The sequence below is a fragment of the Paenibacillus sp. 1-8 genome (genome assembly GCF_056316205.1).
In genome coordinates this window covers 910,264-931,808 of sequence record NZ_CM149995.1, presented here as the reverse complement: position 1 = coordinate 931,808, position 21,545 = coordinate 910,264, and the positions used below count along the sequence as shown (strand labels likewise).

General features: G+C 41.1%; 19 protein-coding genes and 1 pseudogene. 4 read left to right on the top strand and 16 right to left on the bottom strand.

The genetic code is table 11. The features are described from left to right. Positions 1 to 71: 71 nt before the first annotated feature. The gene (locus tag AC0WRU_RS04320; RefSeq protein WP_476127374.1) at positions 72 to 1,439 is read right to left on the bottom strand and encodes a hypothetical protein; all 1,368 of its coding nucleotides are present in this window, start codon (positions 1,437 to 1,439) and stop codon (positions 72 to 74) included. Positions 1,440 to 1,726: 287 nt separating this feature from the next. On the opposite strand from AC0WRU_RS04320, the gene AC0WRU_RS04315 reads away from it, so the two are divergent. Further along, entirely contained in the window at positions 1,727 to 2,539 is an 813-nt protein-coding gene (locus tag AC0WRU_RS04315) for a hypothetical protein (RefSeq protein ID WP_476127373.1), read from the top strand. Between the two features lie 765 nt (positions 2,540 to 3,304). Here the strand turns inward: AC0WRU_RS04315 and AC0WRU_RS04310 are convergent. The 5 genes from AC0WRU_RS04310 to AC0WRU_RS04290 form a co-directional block, all read right to left on the bottom strand. Further along, positions 3,305 to 3,454: a hypothetical protein gene (locus AC0WRU_RS04310; protein ID WP_476127372.1), complete on the bottom strand. Its 150-nt coding sequence runs from the start codon at positions 3,452 to 3,454 to the stop codon at positions 3,305 to 3,307. Between the two features lie 387 nt (positions 3,455 to 3,841). Next, a complete protein-coding gene (locus tag AC0WRU_RS04305; RefSeq protein WP_476127371.1) occupies positions 3,842 to 5,017 on the bottom strand; it encodes a hypothetical protein in 1,176 nt (391 codons plus the stop codon). Positions 5,018 to 5,028: 11 nt separating this feature from the next. Then, a complete protein-coding gene (locus AC0WRU_RS04300; protein ID WP_476127370.1) occupies positions 5,029 to 5,631 on the bottom strand; it encodes a hypothetical protein in 603 nt (200 codons plus the stop codon). A gap of 354 nt (positions 5,632 to 5,985) precedes the next feature. After that, positions 5,986 to 7,005 carry an HNH endonuclease family protein gene (locus AC0WRU_RS04295; protein ID WP_476127369.1) on the bottom strand — a complete coding sequence of 340 codons (1,020 nt, stop codon included), beginning with the start codon at positions 7,003 to 7,005 and terminating at the stop codon, positions 5,986 to 5,988. After that, complete coding sequence (locus AC0WRU_RS04290; RefSeq protein ID WP_476127368.1) at positions 6,992 to 8,422, bottom strand: AAA family ATPase; 1,431 nt, start codon at positions 8,420 to 8,422, stop codon at positions 6,992 to 6,994. The genes AC0WRU_RS04295 and AC0WRU_RS04290 overlap by 14 nt, the downstream gene beginning before the upstream one ends. A 348-nt stretch (positions 8,423 to 8,770) precedes the next feature. Here AC0WRU_RS04290 and AC0WRU_RS04285 point away from each other — a divergent pair, with 348 nt between their 5' ends. Both AC0WRU_RS04285 and AC0WRU_RS04280 read left to right on the top strand, forming a co-directional pair. After that, the gene (locus AC0WRU_RS04285) at positions 8,771 to 8,932 is read left to right on the top strand and encodes a hypothetical protein (RefSeq protein WP_476127367.1); all 162 of its coding nucleotides are present in this window, start codon (positions 8,771 to 8,773) and stop codon (positions 8,930 to 8,932) included. Beyond that, positions 8,929 to 9,924, top strand: a pseudogene (locus AC0WRU_RS04280) (recombinase family protein); the annotation flags it as partial. The gene AC0WRU_RS04285 and the pseudogene AC0WRU_RS04280, both read left to right, overlap by 4 nt. Before the next feature lie 485 nt (positions 9,925 to 10,409). Here AC0WRU_RS04280 and rlmD read toward each other — a convergent pair. The 4 genes from rlmD to AC0WRU_RS04260 all read right to left on the bottom strand — a co-directional run bounded on the left by rlmD (position 10,410) and on the right by AC0WRU_RS04260 (position 14,458). After that, positions 10,410 to 12,083 carry a 23S rRNA (uracil(1939)-C(5))-methyltransferase RlmD gene (rlmD, locus tag AC0WRU_RS04275; protein WP_476127366.1) on the bottom strand — a complete coding sequence of 558 codons (1,674 nt, stop codon included), beginning with the start codon at positions 12,081 to 12,083 and terminating at the stop codon, positions 10,410 to 10,412. 244 nt (positions 12,084 to 12,327) lie between these two features. Beyond that, complete coding sequence (locus AC0WRU_RS04270) at positions 12,328 to 13,209, bottom strand: diacylglycerol kinase (RefSeq protein WP_476127364.1); 882 nt, start codon at positions 13,207 to 13,209, stop codon at positions 12,328 to 12,330. 185 nt (positions 13,210 to 13,394) lie between these two features. Beyond that, entirely contained in the window at positions 13,395 to 14,168 is a 774-nt protein-coding gene (locus AC0WRU_RS04265) for a sirohydrochlorin chelatase (protein ID WP_476127363.1), read from the bottom strand. Further along, the gene (locus tag AC0WRU_RS04260; protein WP_014279885.1) at positions 14,168 to 14,458 is read right to left on the bottom strand and encodes a YerC/YecD family TrpR-related protein; all 291 of its coding nucleotides are present in this window, start codon (positions 14,456 to 14,458) and stop codon (positions 14,168 to 14,170) included. Before AC0WRU_RS04260 ends, AC0WRU_RS04265 begins: the two co-directional genes overlap by 1 nt. Positions 14,459 to 14,686: 228 nt before the next feature. Between AC0WRU_RS04260 and AC0WRU_RS04255 the strand changes: the two genes are divergently transcribed. Beyond that, positions 14,687 to 15,196, top strand: coding sequence for a tyrosine protein kinase (locus AC0WRU_RS04255; protein WP_476127361.1), 510 nt, complete (start codon positions 14,687 to 14,689; stop codon positions 15,194 to 15,196). Between the two features lie 6 nt (positions 15,197 to 15,202). Here AC0WRU_RS04255 and corA read toward each other — a convergent pair whose 3' ends face one another. The 6 genes from corA to AC0WRU_RS04225 form a co-directional block, all read right to left on the bottom strand. Continuing rightward, complete coding sequence (corA, locus tag AC0WRU_RS04250) at positions 15,203 to 16,162, bottom strand: magnesium/cobalt transporter CorA (RefSeq protein WP_476127360.1); 960 nt, start codon at positions 16,160 to 16,162, stop codon at positions 15,203 to 15,205. A gap of 187 nt (positions 16,163 to 16,349) precedes the next feature. Then, the gene (locus AC0WRU_RS04245; RefSeq protein WP_025684534.1) at positions 16,350 to 16,784 is read right to left on the bottom strand and encodes a GNAT family N-acetyltransferase; all 435 of its coding nucleotides are present in this window, start codon (positions 16,782 to 16,784) and stop codon (positions 16,350 to 16,352) included. A 562-nt stretch (positions 16,785 to 17,346) separates the two neighbouring features. Further along, positions 17,347 to 18,075, bottom strand: coding sequence for an amino acid ABC transporter ATP-binding protein (locus AC0WRU_RS04240; RefSeq protein ID WP_025684533.1), 729 nt, complete (start codon positions 18,073 to 18,075; stop codon positions 17,347 to 17,349). Further along, positions 18,068 to 19,486, bottom strand: coding sequence for an amino acid ABC transporter substrate-binding protein/permease (locus tag AC0WRU_RS04235; RefSeq protein WP_476128564.1), 1,419 nt, complete (start codon positions 19,484 to 19,486; stop codon positions 18,068 to 18,070). The genes AC0WRU_RS04240 and AC0WRU_RS04235 overlap by 8 nt, the downstream gene beginning before the upstream one ends. 272 nt (positions 19,487 to 19,758) lie before the next feature. Further along, a complete protein-coding gene (locus AC0WRU_RS04230; protein WP_476127358.1) occupies positions 19,759 to 20,748 on the bottom strand; it encodes an inorganic phosphate transporter in 990 nt (329 codons plus the stop codon). A 14-nt stretch (positions 20,749 to 20,762) separates the two neighbouring features. Continuing rightward, complete coding sequence (locus tag AC0WRU_RS04225) at positions 20,763 to 21,377, bottom strand: DUF47 domain-containing protein (RefSeq protein ID WP_025684530.1); 615 nt, start codon at positions 21,375 to 21,377, stop codon at positions 20,763 to 20,765. Positions 21,378 to 21,545 lie beyond the last annotated feature (168 nt).

The following is a 21,545-nucleotide window of genomic DNA, read 5'->3' as shown; positions in this document are numbered from 1 at the left end:
TCCCCTTTACTCTAAACTTGCCTTCAGAAACATTTTACTGCACACAATCTGACCTATAAGCATTCTTTGGATTAGTCGCTAATAATCAGTTCATTAATATTGGTGTAATCCTCCAAGTTTATATTCTGCTCGGCACAGAACTTTTGAATTTCATCACGATTGTTAGTTATTATTTTTTTGTATACACTTATTCTTGTCAGACCATTAGATTTTGAATCAGGATTCCTTCTGCTATTTACATTTTCTTTTAGATAACCAAACGAAGAATCTATCTTACCAAGCAAGTCTAAATCCCATTTCACATAATCAAAACATTTTATCACATAGGAGTCATCCTTTATATTACCCCAAGAATAATAATCCCAATGGTCGGAAGAATCATTCCTAAACAAGTCTCTACCAGCCTCCATTATAAAAGATTTAAAAACATTGTGTTCGTTCAATAAGGCCTTTTGATACCCATCCATTTCAATATGTTCAATCAATATAAAATTTTCGTAGTTAGATGTTATTGTATTAATTGCAATACTTTGAGCCTGTATTTCTAATGAATTAATAAGTATGTTCCAAAAATACGTTTTATATGCATAATTGAATCTAAGTTCTTTACACAGTAATGGGTTAATATAATCTTGAATAAACCTTGAATCATTGCTTGCTATTAATTTCAACAGTGTTGGATAGTATTTATAAAAATCAAGAAATATTTCTTTCTTCTCACAAATACTTGATACAAAAGCATCTGTAATAGCTTCTTCAACACAGTTTATAATTTTGCCCCAGAATTCATAATTTACATCATCTATTATGTCTCTATTTTCTACCAATAATTGATTTAAAAACTCAAGAAAAAACTGTTTTAGTTCTTGTTTAAATACTATTTTTATATCAATTAATAGACGGGATATGTCTTTCTTTTTATCAGATATATAGTATTTATAGCATTCGATCAGTTCACTCATCAAATATTTTTTACCACCAAGAACATAAAATTCACTCAAATTATCCCTTAAATAATTCCAGAATTGTTCAACAGTAGCTGAAGTTATAGTCTCTTCTTTTGCATGAGCACAGCTATTTCTAATGTTTTTCCAATAATTAAATTTGTTAAGACTATTTTCTCTATTGCTATAAATGAAAATTTCTTTAAGTTTACCTGTATTCGCTTCAACAATATCATTAATGAAATTTTCCCACTTGTCACCATTTTCAAGCAATTTTAGAACATTTCGATCCCACTCAATTCTATTTGTATAACATTCTGGGTGTGCTGGTGATCTAAGAATTCTATCTTTTAATGTTTGCTTGAATGCAAGATATGACATAAGGTAAGCTGAGCGATATGCACCTATTTTATAGCAAACTACTGATTCTTCCATTAGACTTAGAGCATCTTCTTCCAAATTATTTCGTGCCCAATTTTCTATTTCAAGTTTCATCTAAAATAACTTCCTTTCATTTAAAATATGGCTCCTCAGTCCCCAAAGTGATTTGATTTCTGCTCAGTTCTTATTCAGTTTGTGACATACCGACTACAACTTTTAAGCATTTTCTTATTCTTATCTTAGTCAATATTCTATTTTTCCGAACCCATCTTATTTATAGAATAGGCTACCATATTTCCTGTGTTATAATTCCATTAATTGCCTTTACTTACATGCAAATCATTATATAAAAATAAGAGTTCTATTTTCTAATATAGAATATCCTTATAGGAGGTAACCCAATGGAAGATAAGAACATATTGAATTGTTTGACTCCAAATCTTTTGAAAAAGTCTCTATCTACTATTTTAAGTACAAATACAGATGATATTGATAAATTTATAATTAGTCAAAGATATCGTGTGAAACAAGATGGTAATCGCTGGGATTACGATAAATTGGATTTGAATAGTATTCTCTCCTTCTTTAATGTGTCAATGGAAGAGGTCACCTTCGATTCGATAACCGTAAGCCATATCGCCGCCATATTAGATAAGGAGAGCTTCTTTAAACACGGCATGTTAAGCCTGAAAGCTCTGTTTGCAACCGAAAATACATTCAAATCATTTTTGGCAGAGCATGGGGTGACGGTTGAGGTCGAAGAGGAAAATATATCGATTTATGTACGTGAGAAAAAAATGTCTACTGACTACCTTGATTACCGAGTAGAAAAAGATCAATGCATCAATGGTTTCATGTTTGGTGATGATCCAGAAAACGATCGAAATATATCGAACATTAAACGTTGTCCTGAAATTGTTAGTCATATAGGACGAGAGCTTTTACGAGATTCCAAGCTGGAGGATGAATGGATTAAGTGTTCAACCCCTTCTGTCATTACCTTAAAAGTCAAAATTGATGAAATCGACCCTACAACATTCCCATGGGCGGTTGTGGATGATACAGGGGGTAGAGCGTATTTGTTACTGAAAACATTTGAACGACTATTGTTCATTAATACGAACTATCCATCTGACAATCCAATGATCTACCTAAAAGAGACAGCAAGCATTAGTCCTGAATGCATTTTTGATATAAGGAAAATAAGAGAATAAGATTGATAATAGAGAATTAGCGATAGTCTCATAAAGGATCAAAAAGTTCCGCATGATTATTTAGTAGCATCAATTGCACCTCTATTACATATTATTCATCTTATCATATTGTAGAAAGTGCGTCCTAATACTGGAGTGCTTTGTCTAAAGTAAACCATTACTCTTTATTCAAAAATGTATACATCATTTGCTCCCCATCGACAATACTAAAAAGTCTCAAAAACAAAAAAGGAAGGGGCCAAAAACTCATTCCTTCCTTTTCGTGTGCCTGTATTATAATTCTATACTTTTACTGGTCATCTTACTTTTCACGTTTTATGTCATAAAACTGAAAAAATGTACTAAACAGCACACCTGATTTATTTACTTTATGTTATATGCAGGAACATATCAACTTAATCGCTTTCATCATCATTTTACATAGTATTCTTTTGAATATTTCTAAATCAACAATACATTCACCTGACCATAGCTTGTCTTAATGTTCCCTTTTTGATGTAGCGACTCTTCAACATTACTTTCTCTAAAATCTGATTAGAGGAACCCTTCATTTTGTCCAATGTCCTAACTTGACCGACCTATGCAACACGAGTATCCAAAAAGCTCTCTACTAATATACGCTACCTCACACTCCGACATCTTCTTGCCTCCCCGATCATCTCGCCTTTCTATTTGTAGTTTGTAACCACTATGTTTTTGCGGCTACATCGGTTTGTTTTTAATATGGCGGTTTGAGTTAGGCAAACGGCTCGATGCCCCCCCCTGCTACACCAAATAGTTTTTTTTGGCATAGCAAGGGTGAGCTGTGACAGAAATATGGCGTATAATCGCCGAGGTATCCGTATCATCAGCCTCGCAAATAGCGACAAACTCAGCGGAGCCAAGGTCTGGTATCAAACGCTCCGTAATCACCACGATTATTGTTTGCCCCCCTATCCCTTTCGGGAACCAGGACAGTCACATCCTTTATATAAAAAAGGAAATCTTTATAAGTTCGGCTATGGCAGGCGATGCCTTACCGAACTATCAAGGCAAAAACGCCCACCATCAACGGCACTGCCAGGAAGAGTAAGTTCCTCGGTTATTTTTTAGGCGATCATACCTTCAACGCCGATACTTTTTATTTTCATGTCCGAAATCTCTTAAACGGACTATTCTGTTAGCGGAAACTGCATATTTGAAATACATTAGTTTTTCACATCCTTTGAAAGATCTCATATCATATACAAGACAAGTCGAGTTCATAACTGTAACGAAATTATAAAAGGACAAATCCACCATAATTAGATGAATCTGCCCTTTTTATATTCTCAATAAATTGGAATGTTTAACGCCATCTAAATACTGATTTGTTATGTCATAATGCGTAAAATGGATATGAATTCGCTGCTGCTCTACGTAATCAACCCGCCAATCTGTTAATATACGTGATATTTTTGAACCCTTTATTTCTTTCGTATAAAAATCTTTAACTATCGCTTTTGAATCTGATTCCAATACCCTGCAAGCTACTTCATTAACACCAACAATCCCTATTCTCAATGAAAAACCATTGAAATAACGCTCAAACATATGATAAGCACATGCAATTTGTGTAGCCATTCGGTAAACATTTTGTTTATTGTGAATATCGAACATTAACAGGGTAATTTGAGGTCTGCGTTGAATGATTTTCATTTGAGCAACATACACATGTGCATTTAACAAGCTATCTATTGAATAGTAATCCAATTTTCGGGACTTTAATGAAGCATGCATTTGGCTATCCATCCCCATTTCTATTTCATTTCTACCTACAAACTCCGCTAATGCCCTCTCAGGAGTTGAATATACTTTTCCAACACCTTTACCTTCCGATATTATAGCCCCCTTTCTTAACCCGATCGAACGCTTCTGCTTAATCTCTTTCAATCTGTTAATTTCGTAATTGATCTCACTAATGTTTAAAAAGGGATGCAGTACTGCTGAACTATCTTGGATTTTATACAGAAGTTCAATACCTTGGTTTCTGGCATTTAACATGTTACTATTGTCCTGATTAACCAAGGTGATTACTTGCTCAAAAGTAACATTTCTGCCTTGTTTGCAAATTCGGGGAATAATCTTATTTAGAATGTAACAATTCTTGAATATTGAAACGAGAATACGCTCATTTGAATTCGCCTTTGGAACAGCCGCAACGCATTGACTACTAACCTTCCCTTCTACAAACCGAATTCCGAATTTTTTTAAGGTTAGCATTTGAAGCTGTGTTTTCCTGCCATATGCAAGAAAAGCTTCTTTTCGTATGATTTCAGCATTAATCAGTTGCTTAATATGTCCGTAGAAAGCTGAATAACTATTTGCTAAGCCGAATTTTTCAGCATATCGATAGAGCTGTTTAATTAAGATGACCTTGTTACCGAAATGGTAGATAATAAATAAATATTCACTATATCGTTCACAAACAAACTGTTTATTTGCATTGGAATTACCCATTATCTCACCTCCTATACTCTGGTTGTTTCGTATTGATAATTCATGATTGCCACGAGTGCTTCTTTTGCCCTCATCTCATCTTGTCCGTAGGTATTCGTAACTACTTCAAAAGCAATCTCTGAACCGTTTATGTCGACATACAAGGCATCTGGCATCGATATTAAGCCTTTGTTAAGCATATCCTCGTAAATCCTTGCAACTTCCTCTTTCCCCTGATTTCGCAGATCATTTAATTGCCTCTGAAACTTGTCACGAATCTGACTTTCCGTAGACCACCGATCACGACATTCTACTGAAATACTAAAATATTTTTCTGCAATCGCTATATCATGCGTTGGATTCTGAGCATGATATGGCTTTTCCAATCCCCAGAGTCGATATCCCATTGCACGTCCTAATTTACTAAGTTTGTAACATTCCTTGACCTCACCAGATTGCTTATAGACTACCTTTTCGTAATGACCATCCCGTATCAAATTCTTGATTCTGGAATCAGCCAATCCACATTGGCGTAGATGCTCAAGACTAACATGCCCTGTACGGAATAGAGCGGTAAAAGCTAAACGATCACGCTCAAAAAATTGCGTAATATAAGGCTTACTTTTTCTCGGCATACAGTATCCCTCCTTTGAAGTTTCAAGCGGGATATGGGCCCACATATGCGTCTTGTAATGAGACGCTTGCCCAGAATGGGCAACTGGTTTTCCCAAGGGGCGAGCGAGTCGCACTTCGTTTCATAGTGAATCCCGTAGGGTGAACGGTCGCCATAGGCGAATGCAACGAAGTGATAGAGATTCCTACTGAACCGATACTCCCATAGGGAGAAGGTAAAGTTGGAAGTCTCTCGACGAGCGAAGCCCCTCTTCCCGTTTACTGTATTATAGATTTCTGCCAATGCGATATAACTCGACTGTTAAAAAACAACAAAAAAAGGCTCCATGCATTAAGCATAGGAGCCACATCCCGTTTTATTTGTATAACTTGTACTGAGGATAATTAATAATAGTGGATTTCAATGCAAAAGATAATTTTTCTTTTCTCTCTTTTGTATTGGATATATACGAATTAATAGATTCTTTTGTTGGAGACCCATAATGTGACAATGTTAGGAATAAACTTTTCGCCGCATCATCAACACACTCAAAAATAAATGGTTCCGAATATCTCGCATCCAACTTTAATAGCTTAAAGAAATTTTCATGTTCAGGCCCGCCTTTATTGTTTAACGTTATTTTTCCAGTTAAAAAATCGACAAGAAAATCAGCGGAATCACCTATCATTTCATTATACGGTGTAATAATTGGAGCATCAGATACTTTTTCACCTTTTCCTTCGTGAGCTTTATTACAAGCAGTGCATGAGGAAATTAAGTTGTATGGATTCATTGCTAACAATGGAAACTTGGATTTTGGCAAGAAATGCTCAATGCTGATATTTGAAATAGCAACAATAGTATCCATATCACAATAAGGACAAACAGCAAGCCTGCTATTCTCTGTTCTAAAATTCTTGTGGAACGAACCACGATTATATTGTTCTCCTGCGATGATAATCCAAATATTATCATCCACAAAAAAATTATTGTAATAAAAATTCACAAATAACTCTTTAAAATATTCACTTACTTGTGATTGCGGAATTGAATAATTCCCCTTATATACTTCATGATTCTGCTGGCAATACAACTTATAAATATATTCGACATGTGTAGAATCATAACCAATAATTATATCGTAGAACACATCTTCTAATCTTCTACCTGAAATAGTTTTTTGCATAATATAGGAGAACATTTTCTGTTTATCGATAGATAAAGTAAGGAACACAGCAGTTTGATTCCAAATATCTTTTCTTTGTAACGGTAACATGATTTTCCCTATTTCTATTCCAATAACAGTTTCCTGAATCATGAAAAAGATTGGTTTAATGACATCTAATTCGAATACTTTAAGATAACGTTCATTAATCGTATTATTAACTTTCCACATCGTCGTTAGATCTCCGTTTTTCGAGAAGAATATTAAAGAGTTTAAATTTGGTGTATGATTCCCCTAAATATCCAAGAATTTCTTCTATTTCACCTTCATTTGAATTCAGAACCTTATGCCAAAGCTTATCTTCAACATAATTCAATTTTCTTGAGTTTTCAAAAAACATATTACTTATTTCAACTTCATTTGCCAAAAAAGTGTTTATATTAGGGTCTGGATTAATGAACTTCTTTTCATGTGCAAAAAGTATATTTTGTGGAAACACCGTATTTATAAATGAGTGACTGTGTGTTGATATCAAAAAATGAACCTTAAACTGACTAAACAACATTTGTAACATCGTAATAATTTGCTTAGTCCATGAAGGATTCAAATGTAATTCGGGTTCTTCAACGATTATTAAAGAATTATCTTCGATCGAAGATAATAATGAAAGTATTCGAATAAAAAACATTTTTTCACCAGAGCTCATATTACTCAAAAATACATCATTTCCGTTTTTTTCGAATAACAAATCGTTTATATATATTAGTTTTTCTTTTTCATAGAAAAGAAGTTGATCATAATTATCATCACTTACTTCAATCCATCCATCATTTTTTTGAGAATATTTTTCCATAAAACTATTCAACTTTAAAAAGTTATCTCTTAGCTTTAAATCTTCTTCTGCATAATCATCATCATCAAGATCCATTACAAGTTCATAGTAAGGGTATGAATTAAATCGTGAATAGATACGAATGTTACTTGAAAATCTGAAGTTTAATAAATTTAAAAATTCAACCATGACCTCAGTATTCTTCCGATACATTTCTAAAAATCGATAAATCCCTTTTGATAGAGATGTGAATTTGTAATGATTTAATCCATAAATGTCTGATATATCATAATCCTCAACAATTTTATCTCCAATGAAATTCTTCGGTCGGGAAACCGCATACTCTCCATGCATAGAAAATACAGAGGTTATCACTTTTGAAGGCAAATACTGTCTTATTGATTCGTACGTTACTTTATTTTCATATTTAACTTGACTTTCCTTAATGATATTTCCACGTCGGGGATGCCACTCAAGCAATACTGATTTTGGTAAATAGTTCTCTACCGTGATAAATAAATTATTCTCTTCTTTTTCAAGTATAACGTTCTTAAACTCGTTACATCCTTCGATCTTATACTTTAAACGAAACTCAGACATAATTCGATCATGATACCTTTGAAGATCATTAAACATCTTAACAATAAAACTCATTAAAGTTGTTTTTCCATTACCATTCTCACCAACCAATATGGTGAAGTTATTATTACTAAAGTAATGAAAATAATGATCTGGATACCCCTCTTCAGGGACAAAAGTTACTTCACAATTTTCAAGTAACTTATAATTTTTTATGTATATATATTGCAGTTGCATATAATCACACTCTCACATTCAGATTCATACTTATCTTTTCTTAAATTTTACAATATCCGTATCAATTGATACAAGTTTATTTAACCTACTCCTAACATAATCCAGGTACTTCAGTTTAGGTAACAATTGTTATTCCAACACTTTACCACTTTAAATCATAAAACCTCGAGCAGGGGTCAAACCGTTTTTCGCCCCCAAGGACTTGTTTTTTTTATATGATTTAATCATCGAAGCGAACACAATATTTTTCTTCGAGCTAACGATAGAAAACGGTTCGTACTCATTTGTGGAAGAAATGCGTACTGAATCCTTCCGACTATCGAAATCATAATAATCGGAGGAATGAACATGCAAATAGAACGAATTTTCGACAACGACCATTACGTGACACTTGAAGATATTTTTCTTGATCTTATTGACGATAAAATTGACAAATTAATCAGGTCCCACTACGATCATTATCAGGTGAATACGGTCACATCTCATGATGAAAGGAAGAATGCCGCATGAGATGTGCAATATATGTTCGAGTTTCGACTAACAAAGAAGAGCAAAAGACTTCATTAGAGAATCAAAGAGCTTTGTTTCTGCAATATGTTTCAGAGAAAGGTTGGAGCATATACGATTTTTATGTTGAAATTCAAAGTGGTACAAAGAGCAAAAGACCCGAATTACAACGACTGATTGCGGATGCAAAAGCGAAAAAATTTGATATGGTTATGGCAAAAGAACTTTCACGGCTTGCCAGGAACGGACGATTGTCACATGAGATTCGTGATACAGTTCTCCAGAATAATATTCATATCATTACATTGGATAACGCTATTAATTCGTTGGAGGGGAACACTGATAACTTTGGTCTCTATGCTTGGATATATGAACGGGAATCACAAAATACAAGCAATCGTTTAAAATCAATATTCAAAGTCAATGCACAACGAGGAAAGTTTAAAGGATCTATACCGCCATTAGGTTACAGAGCAGAAAATGGTCAATTGTATGTTAGAAACGATCCCACATCAGACATCGTTAGACGAATTTTTAGAAATTACCTTAACGGCAAGGGCTATGATGCGATTGCGAGAGAATTGAATGATGAGGATATCCCCACCCCATCTCAAATAGCGGAGAAAAACAATTGTAGTAGCACCTGGCAAGGCTCCACCGTTCGATTAATCCTGACAAATCAGAATTATGTTGGTGATCTGGTACAAGGCAAATCGACAACTAAAAGCGTAACGTTGGACAGTAGAAACTATTTAGATCCCAAGGATTTCATAATAGTTCCGAATCAACATGAAGCATTAATTACAAGAAGTGAATTTGAAGCCGTTCAACAGCTTGTAGCAAGCCGTTATCGAAAAAAGCCACAGCCAGAAATTCATTTATTTACAAATACTGCTTTCTGTGCTGATTGTGGACGTGGAATGCATTATAAGAAGAACAGTAAGGGATATGTTTGCGGTAACTATAACAAGCCAGGTAAAAACGGGAGAATAAAGTGTAGTGACCATCTCGTACGTGAAGCAGATTTAAAATTAGCTATTATTGAGGATATTCGAACGCTCGCATCCAATCTCTCAAATGGCACAATTTATAAAAAACTTGAAAATCAGCTACAGAAAATCAATCGGCAAAATGAAAAACAAATAAGCTCGATAGAAAGTGAAATTGACAAGTTGAAAACTCGAAAGAGAAAAGCACGAGACAAAAATCTGGATGGCAACATGACAGATGAGGAATATAACGAATACGTTTCTGAAACTAATGTACGACTGAACGAGTTAATAGAAAAGAAATGCAACATTGAAGAGTCTTTGAAAAACAACAATAATACTTTAGCGTTCACCGAATTAAAACAGCTCCTCGAAGAATTTTTGTCCTTCAAGGAGTTAACTCCAGAGATCTTGCACCGACTAATTAATCGTATTGAAATTAAAGCAGACGGGAGTCCGAGAATCTTTTACAGATTCTCGAACCCTTCTGCTTATTCTTTACTCCTCACTATCAACGCACAGCACTCCACATGCACCGTATGCGGAAACATATCCACGGGCTGCACTTCCAGTGTGCGGTACCCGCCATCCTCCAGTATTCTTAAATCCCGTGCCAGCGTGCTCGGATTGCAGGATACATAGACCACGCGCTCTGGCTTCATCTCCAGAATGGTGTCGAGCAGGCGTGGATCGCAGCCCTTGCGGGGTGGATCGACGACGATAACGTCGGCGGTGATGCCTTGCTCTTTCCATGCAGGAATGACATCTTCGGACGCGCCTACCTCAAATTTCACATTACGCATTTCGTTCAATAGCGCATTACTTCGTGCATCATCGATGGCTTCTTTGACGATCTCCACCCCATACACCTGATCCGCATGCTGAGCCAAGAACAAGGAAATGGTGCCAATGCCGCAGTACGCGTCGATCACCGTTTCTTTGCCCGTGAGTCCGGCATATTCAACGGTTTTGCTATACAGCACTTCGGTTTGAACAGGGTTCACTTGATAAAAGGATCTCGCGGAAATAGCGAATTGGACGTTTCCGATGTAATCGTAGATCACGTCACGGCCCCATAGTACACGAGTTTCGTCGCCAAAAATAACGTTCGTTCGCTTGGTATTCACGTTCTGGCAAATGCTTGCCACGTGTGGAATATGCTCACGAATACTGCCGATCCAGGCATCTGCGTGTGGGATATCTCGTCCATTCGTAACGAGCACCAGCATCATTTCACCTGTACGAAAAGCAGTCTTGACGACGACATGGCGCAGTAGTCCGCGTCCGGTTTCTTCATTATATGCGCTTATGCCCAGCATCCGTCCAATCTCTTTCACACGCGCGACAACCTCGTCGTTACGCTCGTCCTGTATCAGACAGGTGTCCATATCCACGATACGATGACTACCACGTGCATAGAAGCCGCCGACAAGCCCGCCTTCGGTGACACCGATCGGCACTTGGGCTTTGTTACGGTACCGCCACGGCTCGTTCATGCCCAGCGTAGGAAGTACCTTCACGGCAGTTTTTTCATCTGCGATGGAACCTTCATTTCCCTCCACACTCAGCTTCCCGATACGCTCCAGCACGTCCACGACATGCTGGCGCTTCCAGCCTAGCTGCGCTTCGTAGCTCATATGCTGAATCTGACAGCCGCCGCACTGATCGTAGATTGCGCAGGGAGCTGCAATCCGGTCGGGGCTTGCCTGCACGATATCCAGCAGCTTGGCATAGCCATACTGCTTTTTCGTTTTCAGCACCTTTATCCGTACCTTTTCACCCGGCAACGCACCCGGAACGAACAGCGTAAAGCCTTCAACGCGTCCCACACCTTCGCCATCGTGGTTCATGCCGATGATGTCCATCACGGCTTCATCGTTTTTTTGCACAGGCAGATCGGTACGCTCTGCGCTGACTCGGTTACGATTGGATGCATCCTGACTCCGTCCACCACCGGAAGAACGACGCGATCCACGTCCCATTTCCGATGTCTTCCGTTCCCTTTTCTGCGCACTTCCACTCGCACTTCCATTTCCTGTTCCAGCTTGAAGCTGGCCCTCTCCTCTTTCACTGTTCATCGACACGGTCTTTTTCTGCGGCTTCCCTTGAATGGGAGCTGCTGCATTCCGGCGGCTTTTTCCACGTCCGCTACGGTTAGTCGTCATTATAGATGTCACTTCTTTCTGATAATCTTTTCAAACCTGTTTATGCTCATGATTGGCATACAACCCCATATATAATCATACAGTCATCGCTCTACACATTAACACCAGTACCGTGAACTCGAAAATGCCGTTACTCCCCACGGAGAACGGCAAGAACCGATATCGTCACAGCGAAAAATAACTTCCAACTCTACATTCCATATACTGTACTGCAATGAGAAGCGAAAACACTCACCGTCATTCCTTACCGAAAAACATTCAAATGCTGAGGCAAATTGCGGAAGGTCGCTGGCAGGGTACCACCCAGTTCGCCATCCAGATTAAGCTGGACATAGCCGGGTGAGGTAACTTCCATGTAATCCGTTTTAAAATAAACGATTTTCTTGTCCTGCAAATGCTCACCACGCAGCGCGAGTGTCACCAACCGGATCATTTCCGCCAGATTACATTTGCGCACAGCGATCACATCGAGCAGCCCATCATCAATGGTCGCGCCGGGCGCCAGCTTTTCAAATCCACCCACCGAGTTCGTATTAGCAATCAGGAAAAGCATGAACTCGTCGTGTATCACTTCCTGACCCGATGCCTTGATAATCAGTTCTTGCGGGGCAAGGCTGACCATTTTCTCCACACCTTTAAAATAATAAGCCAACTGTCCAATCATCGTTTTCAGCTTGCTTGGCACTTCATACGTAAGTTCGGTCAAAGTACCGCCGCCTGCGATGTTGATAAAATAACGGTTGTTGGCTTTTCCGATATCCAGCGGCTTCGGATTTTGGCGAATAACCAAATCACAATAATCCTCCCACTGCCTCGGTATGCCCAATGCTCTGGCAAAATCATTCGTCGTCCCTAGCGGGAATACGCCCAAGGGCGGACGGTTTTCCTTTTCAGCCATCCCGTTAATAACTTCGTACAATGTACCATCCCCGCCTGCGGCGATAATCATATCATACCCGCGCTCAATGGCTTCTGCTGTCTCACGAGTTGCATCCCCTTCGCCCGTAGTTGCATGGCAAGAGGCTTCAATACCACCTTCATCCAGACGCTGCAAAATGTCCGCAAGACGACGTTTCATTTCCTCACGTCCGGAGGTCGGATTATAGATCAATCTAGCACTTTTCATTCCCGTTACGCCACCCGTATATTTAATGATATTTATGTTTATATTCTCATTCATCATATTCACTCTATACAAAATATCATCATACTGGAAAAAGGCCTCTTTTACAATAAAAGAAGCCAACGCTTGCCTAAATACGGAAATTTCAGGCTATGATAAAGCTGTAGCTGAAACAAGCGGCCTATTGCTCAATCTTGCTTCTGCATTCTATGCAGCAGTTCATGAATTTGCCCGTTCATCCAGCTTGTGAGCAGGGGATGCGGCAGCAGAGGATCTCCCGAATAACGGAATTCAAGCCCTTGTAATCGTCCAGGAATGATACGACTTGTAAAATATCCCGAGCTTAAAAAAAGTGGCGCCACAATAACATCACGACCCCGCTCCTGCTTCCAATACGCTACCTTATCATATACACTCTCAGGATTCAGCAAGGCATAGTCCGTTGCGATACGACTCACCCTTTGCACCGTACGGGCTAACGAAGAAATCCCTCGCTCCCAGCGCTGAAAAAAGCCATCATGCACACTGCCATGTCCCACAAGCAAAATAGTCTCTCTCGCAGGGTTGACCGACAATGGGCTAACCTTGTCCCAAACCATGTGAGCCACATCTTCTCCATCATCCAGCGGACTGCCAAAATGCACACACGCCTTGACTCGAAAAGGCTCCAAATCCGTTTCTTTGTCTGGCGTATCCTTGACTCCCAGCGCATAACTGATCTCGTCTACATGCGTGCTGCCGGACGACATAAACAAGGGCACAACCAGCAAATCTGTCACACCTCGGGCTTCCAAACGGTCAATCCCATCCTGGATCAATCTTCCTTTAACCGTTTCCAAAAATGAAACCTCTAACGGCATATCCTTCGGCAAGTGAAGCTTTGCGGCTGCCTGATCCACCTGTTCCACCCAATACGACTCCCTTGAGCCATGGCTAATGACCAGTACCCCAGGGCTTCGCATTAGCGCCCCAGACGCTCAAGTGTCAATTTATACCCGTCATTACCGTAGTTCAAGCAACGTTTAACACGTGAAATCGTAGCTGTGCTGGCACCCGTCTCTGCTTCAATCTGGTTATACGTACTGCCCTTGCCCAGCATACGGGCAACTTCCAGACGTTGAGAGAGGGATTGAATTTCATTAATCGTACACAAATCATCGAAGAATACATAGCACTCTTCCAAATTTTTTAAAGTTAGGATGGCTTCGAACAATTGATCAATACTTTTATCATTAAGCTTTTTGAGCTGCATGGATTATCATCTCCCAAGGTTACGATCTATCCCCATTGTACCCGAGGAATAGTCGGTTTTTCAAGCGTTAACGATTTCACGCATCACAGAACAGCATTATTTTTCAGCAGGATCGTACTGTGCTTGAGCCCAAATCCGCTTTTATACCTAATTTCGGGACACGCGCCTAAACCCACTGTGCGTTTGTAACATACAGTAGAGTATCAACCTGCAAAGGAATGTGATCTCATGCCTGGACACTACTATCATCGGAGGCCGCCACAGCGTTCCCTTTCCGATCCGTATAATTCATCTCCGTATCCGGGACTCGACCCGTATAGCGATGTTCCGCAAGTCGATTCCTCCGGACTCGTGCCTTATGAGGCACCATCAAGTATTACAGAATCCGCCGCCGTGGTCACACCTGATCCGGTCTCAGCCAAAGGAGGACTACTCGGCGGTCTCGGCAACCTCGGCGAAATTAAAGGCATCATTGACCGTATGGGCGGCATTGACGGGATTGTCGCTACATTTGGCAAGGTACAAAAGGTCATGTCCAGCGTGCAGCAGTTTGCTCCGATGGCGAAGCTGATTATGGGCGCGCTACCGGTATTCGGAAAATCCGCGAGTAAAAATTCTGCAACGGAAATCGCCGAGGAATTGGATGAATACACACCACCGCGCCCACGCCGGAAAAAGACGCAGCGCAAAAGCACCACTACCCCGCGCAGACGTCCGCGCAAGCGCAAAAGAAAGTAGGCTATTTTATTTGAACCAGCCCCGACGCATAAACCAGATTACCATCGCCGCACTTAATATGAACATAAAAAACAGTACTCCAAAATAACCGTATTTCCAGCCCAGCTCGGGCATATACGAAAAATTCATACCATAGATACCCGCAATCAGCGTCAGGGGCATAAAAACAGTCGTAATGACGGTCAACGTCTTCATGATCGAATTCATGCGGTTGGAATTAAGCGAAATATAACTGTCTCTCAGGTCGGCTGTCATTTCGCGGTCGGCCTCCAGCATGTCGGTCAGCTTGAGCAGATGGTCATAAATATCCGTAAAATAGGCCATATGCTCCCCTTTACCCTGTACATGCTGCGAATTAAGAACCCGGTACATCAAATCCCGCATAGGCACAATCGTACGGCGCAGCTTGAGTAGCCTGCCTCGCAGGGCAAATACCTGCTTCATCAAGTCCTCCACCGACTCACGCCCGCCCAGGCTCTCCAGCTCTGCCAGCTCATCCTCAATCATGAACAAGCTCGGGAAATAGTGATCCACCAGCTTGTCCACCACGGTATAAGCCGCAGCCAGCGGCCCACGCGACCAAATTTTGCGTTCATTGGCATGCTGGACAATCCGTTCCCAAGCCTGATCAAGCTCCTCCAGTTCATGATGATGGTATGTCACCAAGAAACGGTTGCTAATAAACATATCCACTTCTTCCGCATCCAATGTATCTACATCCAGCGCATGTACCACCAGAAATTGCACATCCTCGTAGTAATCCAGTTTTGGACGTTGCAGAACATGCAAACAATCTTCTACAGCCAACGGATGAAAATGAAAATAACTCGTCAGCAGCTCCGATTCATGATCGGTAGGCTCGCTAAAATCCACCCACATCCATATATAATCCTCCATGACGATCTGCTCCAGTGGCTGCCCCACTATCACCTGATGATCATGGCCTATAACCAATGTACGTATCACCGTACAACCCCCTCGCCTAACACTACTGTCATTGATTCTATTTACATTGTATATAAGCTATTCAGCGTTATACAAATCTCAAGCCCCGTATTCATGCTTCATATAGCCAAATAAAGAAAAGGATACCCCTGGGCCATCACAATCCCCCAAGATATCCTTATAAAATACAATGCAACTCAAATGATAATTATGCTTCAATTAATTTCACAAAGCCTGTACTTGTCGCTTCATAGCCTAACCGTCGATAAAATTGATGCGCATCCTGTCGCTCACTCCGATTACCGCTGTTCAAAGCAATGGCAACCAAACCATTCTCTTTGGTCCAAGCTTCCGCTTCCTGATTTAGCGCCTTACCGATGCCTTTATTACGATGCTTCGAATCCATCACAAAAACAACGATACGCGCATAATCTTCATTTCTTTCATAAAAGATATCATAGTGTAGCCCAACCATCCCCACCACTTCGCCTTCAATTTCGGCCACCAGGGTATGATAGTTAGGATTAGAAGCGATACGATCATATCTCTGCTTCATTTCCTCTACAGATGTAGGATAACCCAATTCCTCCATCAAATAAGCCAGGGCTGGAATATCCTCTTCTCTAGCCGTCCTGATCTTCAAAGTAAGCCCTCCACTTATGAAAATAAACATCATAAAAGAACAACCACCTACGTTCACGAAGTGCCACTCCGCGGTCGGATGGTGCTTCCCATCGCTGTTGCGCCCGGATTTCTTGAATCGGTTTTAAAGGTAGAAATCCGGGCACAAAAGCGAACGCTAGCGCTTGTACAGCACCATTCCGCCCACTTCGTTCTCGTTCAACTCGTTGTATTCTTTAGTTCATTTTCTAAAAAAAGCAAAATGGATCTACTACCAGAATATAATACTTACCTCGTTATTCCCTCAGCGCACAAGCACAGCGCTGCGCCAGTTCCCTCTCCTGCTCCACCCCAAAAGAGTGGGGCAGGCTTTTGTGAAAAAAGGAGTCGATTCAGCGAGTAGTAGCGCAGCGGTACATTTGAATCTGAAGAAGCGGAGCGTTCGCCTTTGCCCCTGAATTTTCACCTTCTCATGTCTTATACAATCCAAAAATTCAGGGGCAACAGCGATCGAAAGATCAAATGGACCGCGGAGCGTCTCACAACGAGCACATCCCCGACGACATCCACAAACCCTGCCCCACTTACAATACTTTCTCTAAGAAACTAATCGTCCGCTCATTTTGCGGATTACCGAATACCTCTTGTGGCGTTCCTTCCTCTACGATGTAGCCGCCGTCCATGAACACGACACGGTCGCTTACTTCGCGTGCAAAACCCATCTCATGCGTCACGATCATCATCGTCATACCTTCACGGGCCAGATCGTTCATGACGCCGAGCACTTCTCCGACCATTTCAGGATCAAGCGCCGAGGTCGGCTCGTCAAACAGCATAATATCCGGGTTCATGGCCAGCGCGCGTGCAATCGCCACACGCTGCTTCTGACCGCCGGACAACTGTCCTGGCAATGCATCTGCCTTATCGGACAACCCCACACGCTTCAGCAGCTTCAACGCGGTCTCCCGGGCCTCTGGCTTGGACTGTTTACCCAGCTCTGTCGGCGCGAACATAATGTTCTTGAGCACCGTCATATGCGGGAACAGGTTGAAATGCTGAAACACCATACCTATATTTTCACGGACCTTGTTAATGTCCACACTCTTGTCACTCAAGTTGTAGTCATCCACGATGACCTCGCCTGCGGTAATTTCCTCCAGCATGTTAATGCAACGCAAAAACGTGCTTTTCCCCGAACCCGAGGGGCCAATGACGCAGACAACCTCGCCTTCCTGTACTTGCATATCAATGCCTTTCAGTACTTCGTTACTGCCATAGCTTTTTTTCAGGTTCTTGACGATAATTTTACCCACGGCGAACTCTCCCTTCAAGACGGTTGGAAATTTTGGTCAGGACTGTAATGACGATAAGATACATCACCGCAACCACCAGCCAAATATCAAAGGATTGGAACGTCCGCGCAATAATGATCTTACCCGATTGGGTCAATTCGACCAGACCGATAACGGACAAAATTGACGTATCCTTCAACGTAATAACCAACTGATTAATAAACGACGGGATCATGATTTTCACAGCCTGCGGCAAAATGATTTTGAGCATAGCCGTCCGGTATGGCAAACCAAGCGAACGAGCCGCCTCCATTTGTCCCGGATCAATGGACTGAATACCGCCACGGATTATCTCTGTCACATAAGCTCCTGCGTTCAGAGACAACGTCAGTACGGCCGCGACAAAGAGCGGCATTTTAAAATCCAGTGCCTGCGGAATCCCAAAGTAAATAAAGAAAGCAAGTACGATCAGCGGAATACCACGGAAAACATCGACAAAAACTGTTGCAATACCACGGAACAGTTTTTTGTGACTCACCTTCATAAAGCCGAACACCAGACCCAGCACAAAAGCTACGAGCAAGGATACAAGCGTGTACAGCAGTGTATTTCCCATTCCTTTGATCAGCGAAGGTAGAGAAGCGGAAATAAGTTCCCAGCGACCAAGCTCTACAGGTGCCGCACCTTTGCCGGATTCACCCAGGTATTTGGACATGATTTTGTCATATTCCCCGCTGTTGCGAAGATTCACAAGCCCTGCATTAAATTTCTCCACCAGCTCCTGGTTTCTGCCTTTATTGACAGCGAAACCGTAAGAACCGCCTTTTTCCTTGTCTGTCACAAGCTTGAGCCCATTATTCTGTGTCACTCCGTATGCCAGCACCGGATAGTCATCAAAACATGCGACTGAGTTTCCAGTTTTAACCTCATCGTACATTTGAGAGGAATCATCGAACGGAACCGTAGTAAAGCCATATTTGGCCTTAATGGACTCTGCGAACGTATAGCCCTCTGTTCCTGTTTTAACTGCGACACGCTGCCCTTTCAGGTCCTCATAGCGTTTAATCGTATCATTATCCTTACGGACCGCCATGACCACACCTGAATCAAAATACGGTTCAGAAAAATCAAATTTTTGCTTACGTTCATCTGTAATACTCATGCCGGCAATGACGCCGTCTACTTGATTCGTTTCAAGGGCCTGCACTGCTGCATTAAAGCCAAGAGGCTTAATGGTATAGTCAAAATTCTGATCCTTGGCAATAGCGGCTAGCAGATCCATGTCGATTCCGACAAATTTACCATCAACATCTTCAAACTCAAAAGGCGCGAACGTTGTATCCGTGCCGATATCATATTTTGTTTTGTTTTCTGCATGTGCTACTACGCCGAAATTACCGGCCAGAGCAACCACAAAAAACAGACAAATCATGAGCGCTATTAGTTTTCCAGATTTTCGCATAAGTTCCTCCAGTCAGTTGAACGGTTCAAAGTTTTCTGTTTATTCTACAGGAGTTATCAAAAATTGACTACTTTGATGTCAGATATTTTTTTAAAAATGTTTCATGGATCTGTCTGGTTGGGTAAGGTTTAAAAGACCTGTTTTTGCCCCTGTAATGCCAATAAGCCCCTGCCGCAAAAAGCGGACGGAAGCTTATTGTGTATCCTATAGTGTGTACTTATTTTTCGAGAAATAATGATGAACTAAAAAAGAATTTTGAAAATCAAACCTGACAATAAAGCAGAAATCGGAATCGTAATGACCCAAGTAATGACAATGCGACCAGCCAGCGACCAACGCACAGCGGAAAAACGCTTCGCAGACCCAACACCCAAAATAGCCGAAGTAATGGCATGAGTGGTACTTACCGGTAAATGAAGCAGCGTGGCTGTGAAAATAACCGAAGCTCCGGAAATATCAGCAGCGAAGCCATTGATCGGCTCAATTTTAAAAATCTTGGTGCCCATCGTCTTGATGATCTTCCAGCCCCCAATGGACGTACCGAGCGCCATGGCTGTTGCGGCCGAAATTTTAACCCACATCGGCACTTCCAGATGATCCTGATAACCCGACGAAACGAGTGCAAACGTGATAATCCCCATTGCCTTCTGAGCATCATTCGTACCGTGCGTGAACGATTGAATCGCTGCCGTAATGACCTGCATCGTGCGAAAACCTTTGTTCACCGTATGCGGACTGCGACGAGCGAAGATGTATTTTAAAATCATCATTACGATATAACCGATTACAAAAGCAATCAGCGGGGAGAAAATAAGTCCCTCGACAATTCCGATGAAGCCACTCCAGTTCAATTTCTCCGATCCGGCACCTACATACACAGCCCCCGCCAGCGCACCAATCAATGCGTGGGAGGATGAGGAAGGAATACCGAACCACCATGTGAGCAGATTCCAGATAATCGCTGCGATCAGCGTCGCAATAACGATATCAATCCCGTTCGTAAGCTTGGTAGGGTCAGCGACACTTCCACCAATCGTCTTGGCAACCCCTGTAAACAATATAGCTCCGAGAAAGTTCATGACCGCAGCCATAATAATCGCACGACGCGGCGTCAACGCACGGGTAGATACCGAGGTTGCGATAGCGTTCGCCGTATCATGAAAACCGTTAATAAAATCAAATGCCAGAGCAAGAAAAATAACAATACCTAATACCAGTAAACTTGTATCCATGTAAAAGGACTCCCTTACGAGTTACGCATAATGATGGATTCCAGCATATTTGCAACATCCTCGCATGAATCCGTTGTCGTTTCTAGGCGTTCGTACAATTCTTTGCGTTTAATCAGTTCAATAGGATCAGTCACAGTTGCAAACAGGTTTTTGATGCAAATACGCAACAGCTCATCCCCCTGGTTTTCCAAATCATTCAGGCGAATGGTATATTCACGGATGGCCAGCAACTTTTTCTGTGAAAGCAAATGTACAGCCTTCTGAATTTCACAAGCCGACTGACGCAAAATATCAGCGAACTGCACAATATACTCGTCCGGCTCCGTAATGTTGTACATATAAAAACGAGAGGCCGTCGCTTCCAGACCGTCCAGCACATCATCCATGGTCGTTGTCAGTTCCATGATGTCGTCGCGTTCCAGCGGCGTAATGAAGGTCTTGTTCAGCTCAGTAATAATCGTGTGTGTGTAATCATCACACTTATTTTCATACTTCTTCATTTCATTAGTAAACAGAACCACATCTTGAAGATTTGAAGTATGTTGGGCAAAGTAATCGGCTGCTTGCACGATTGTATCTGCCATATTTTCCAACGTCTCGAAGAATATATCCTTTTTCTTCAATCTCATTAACGATTACCCCTTTACGAAAATATCCGCAACCTGTTTCGACTGCATTAGACAACCTTTGCTATCTTATCACACTCATCAATGTTTTTGTAAAGTTTGTAAAGGCAAATTTCACAATATTAAGTATACATTGCCCGACAAGGAAGTGCATTATCCGACAAATTATAC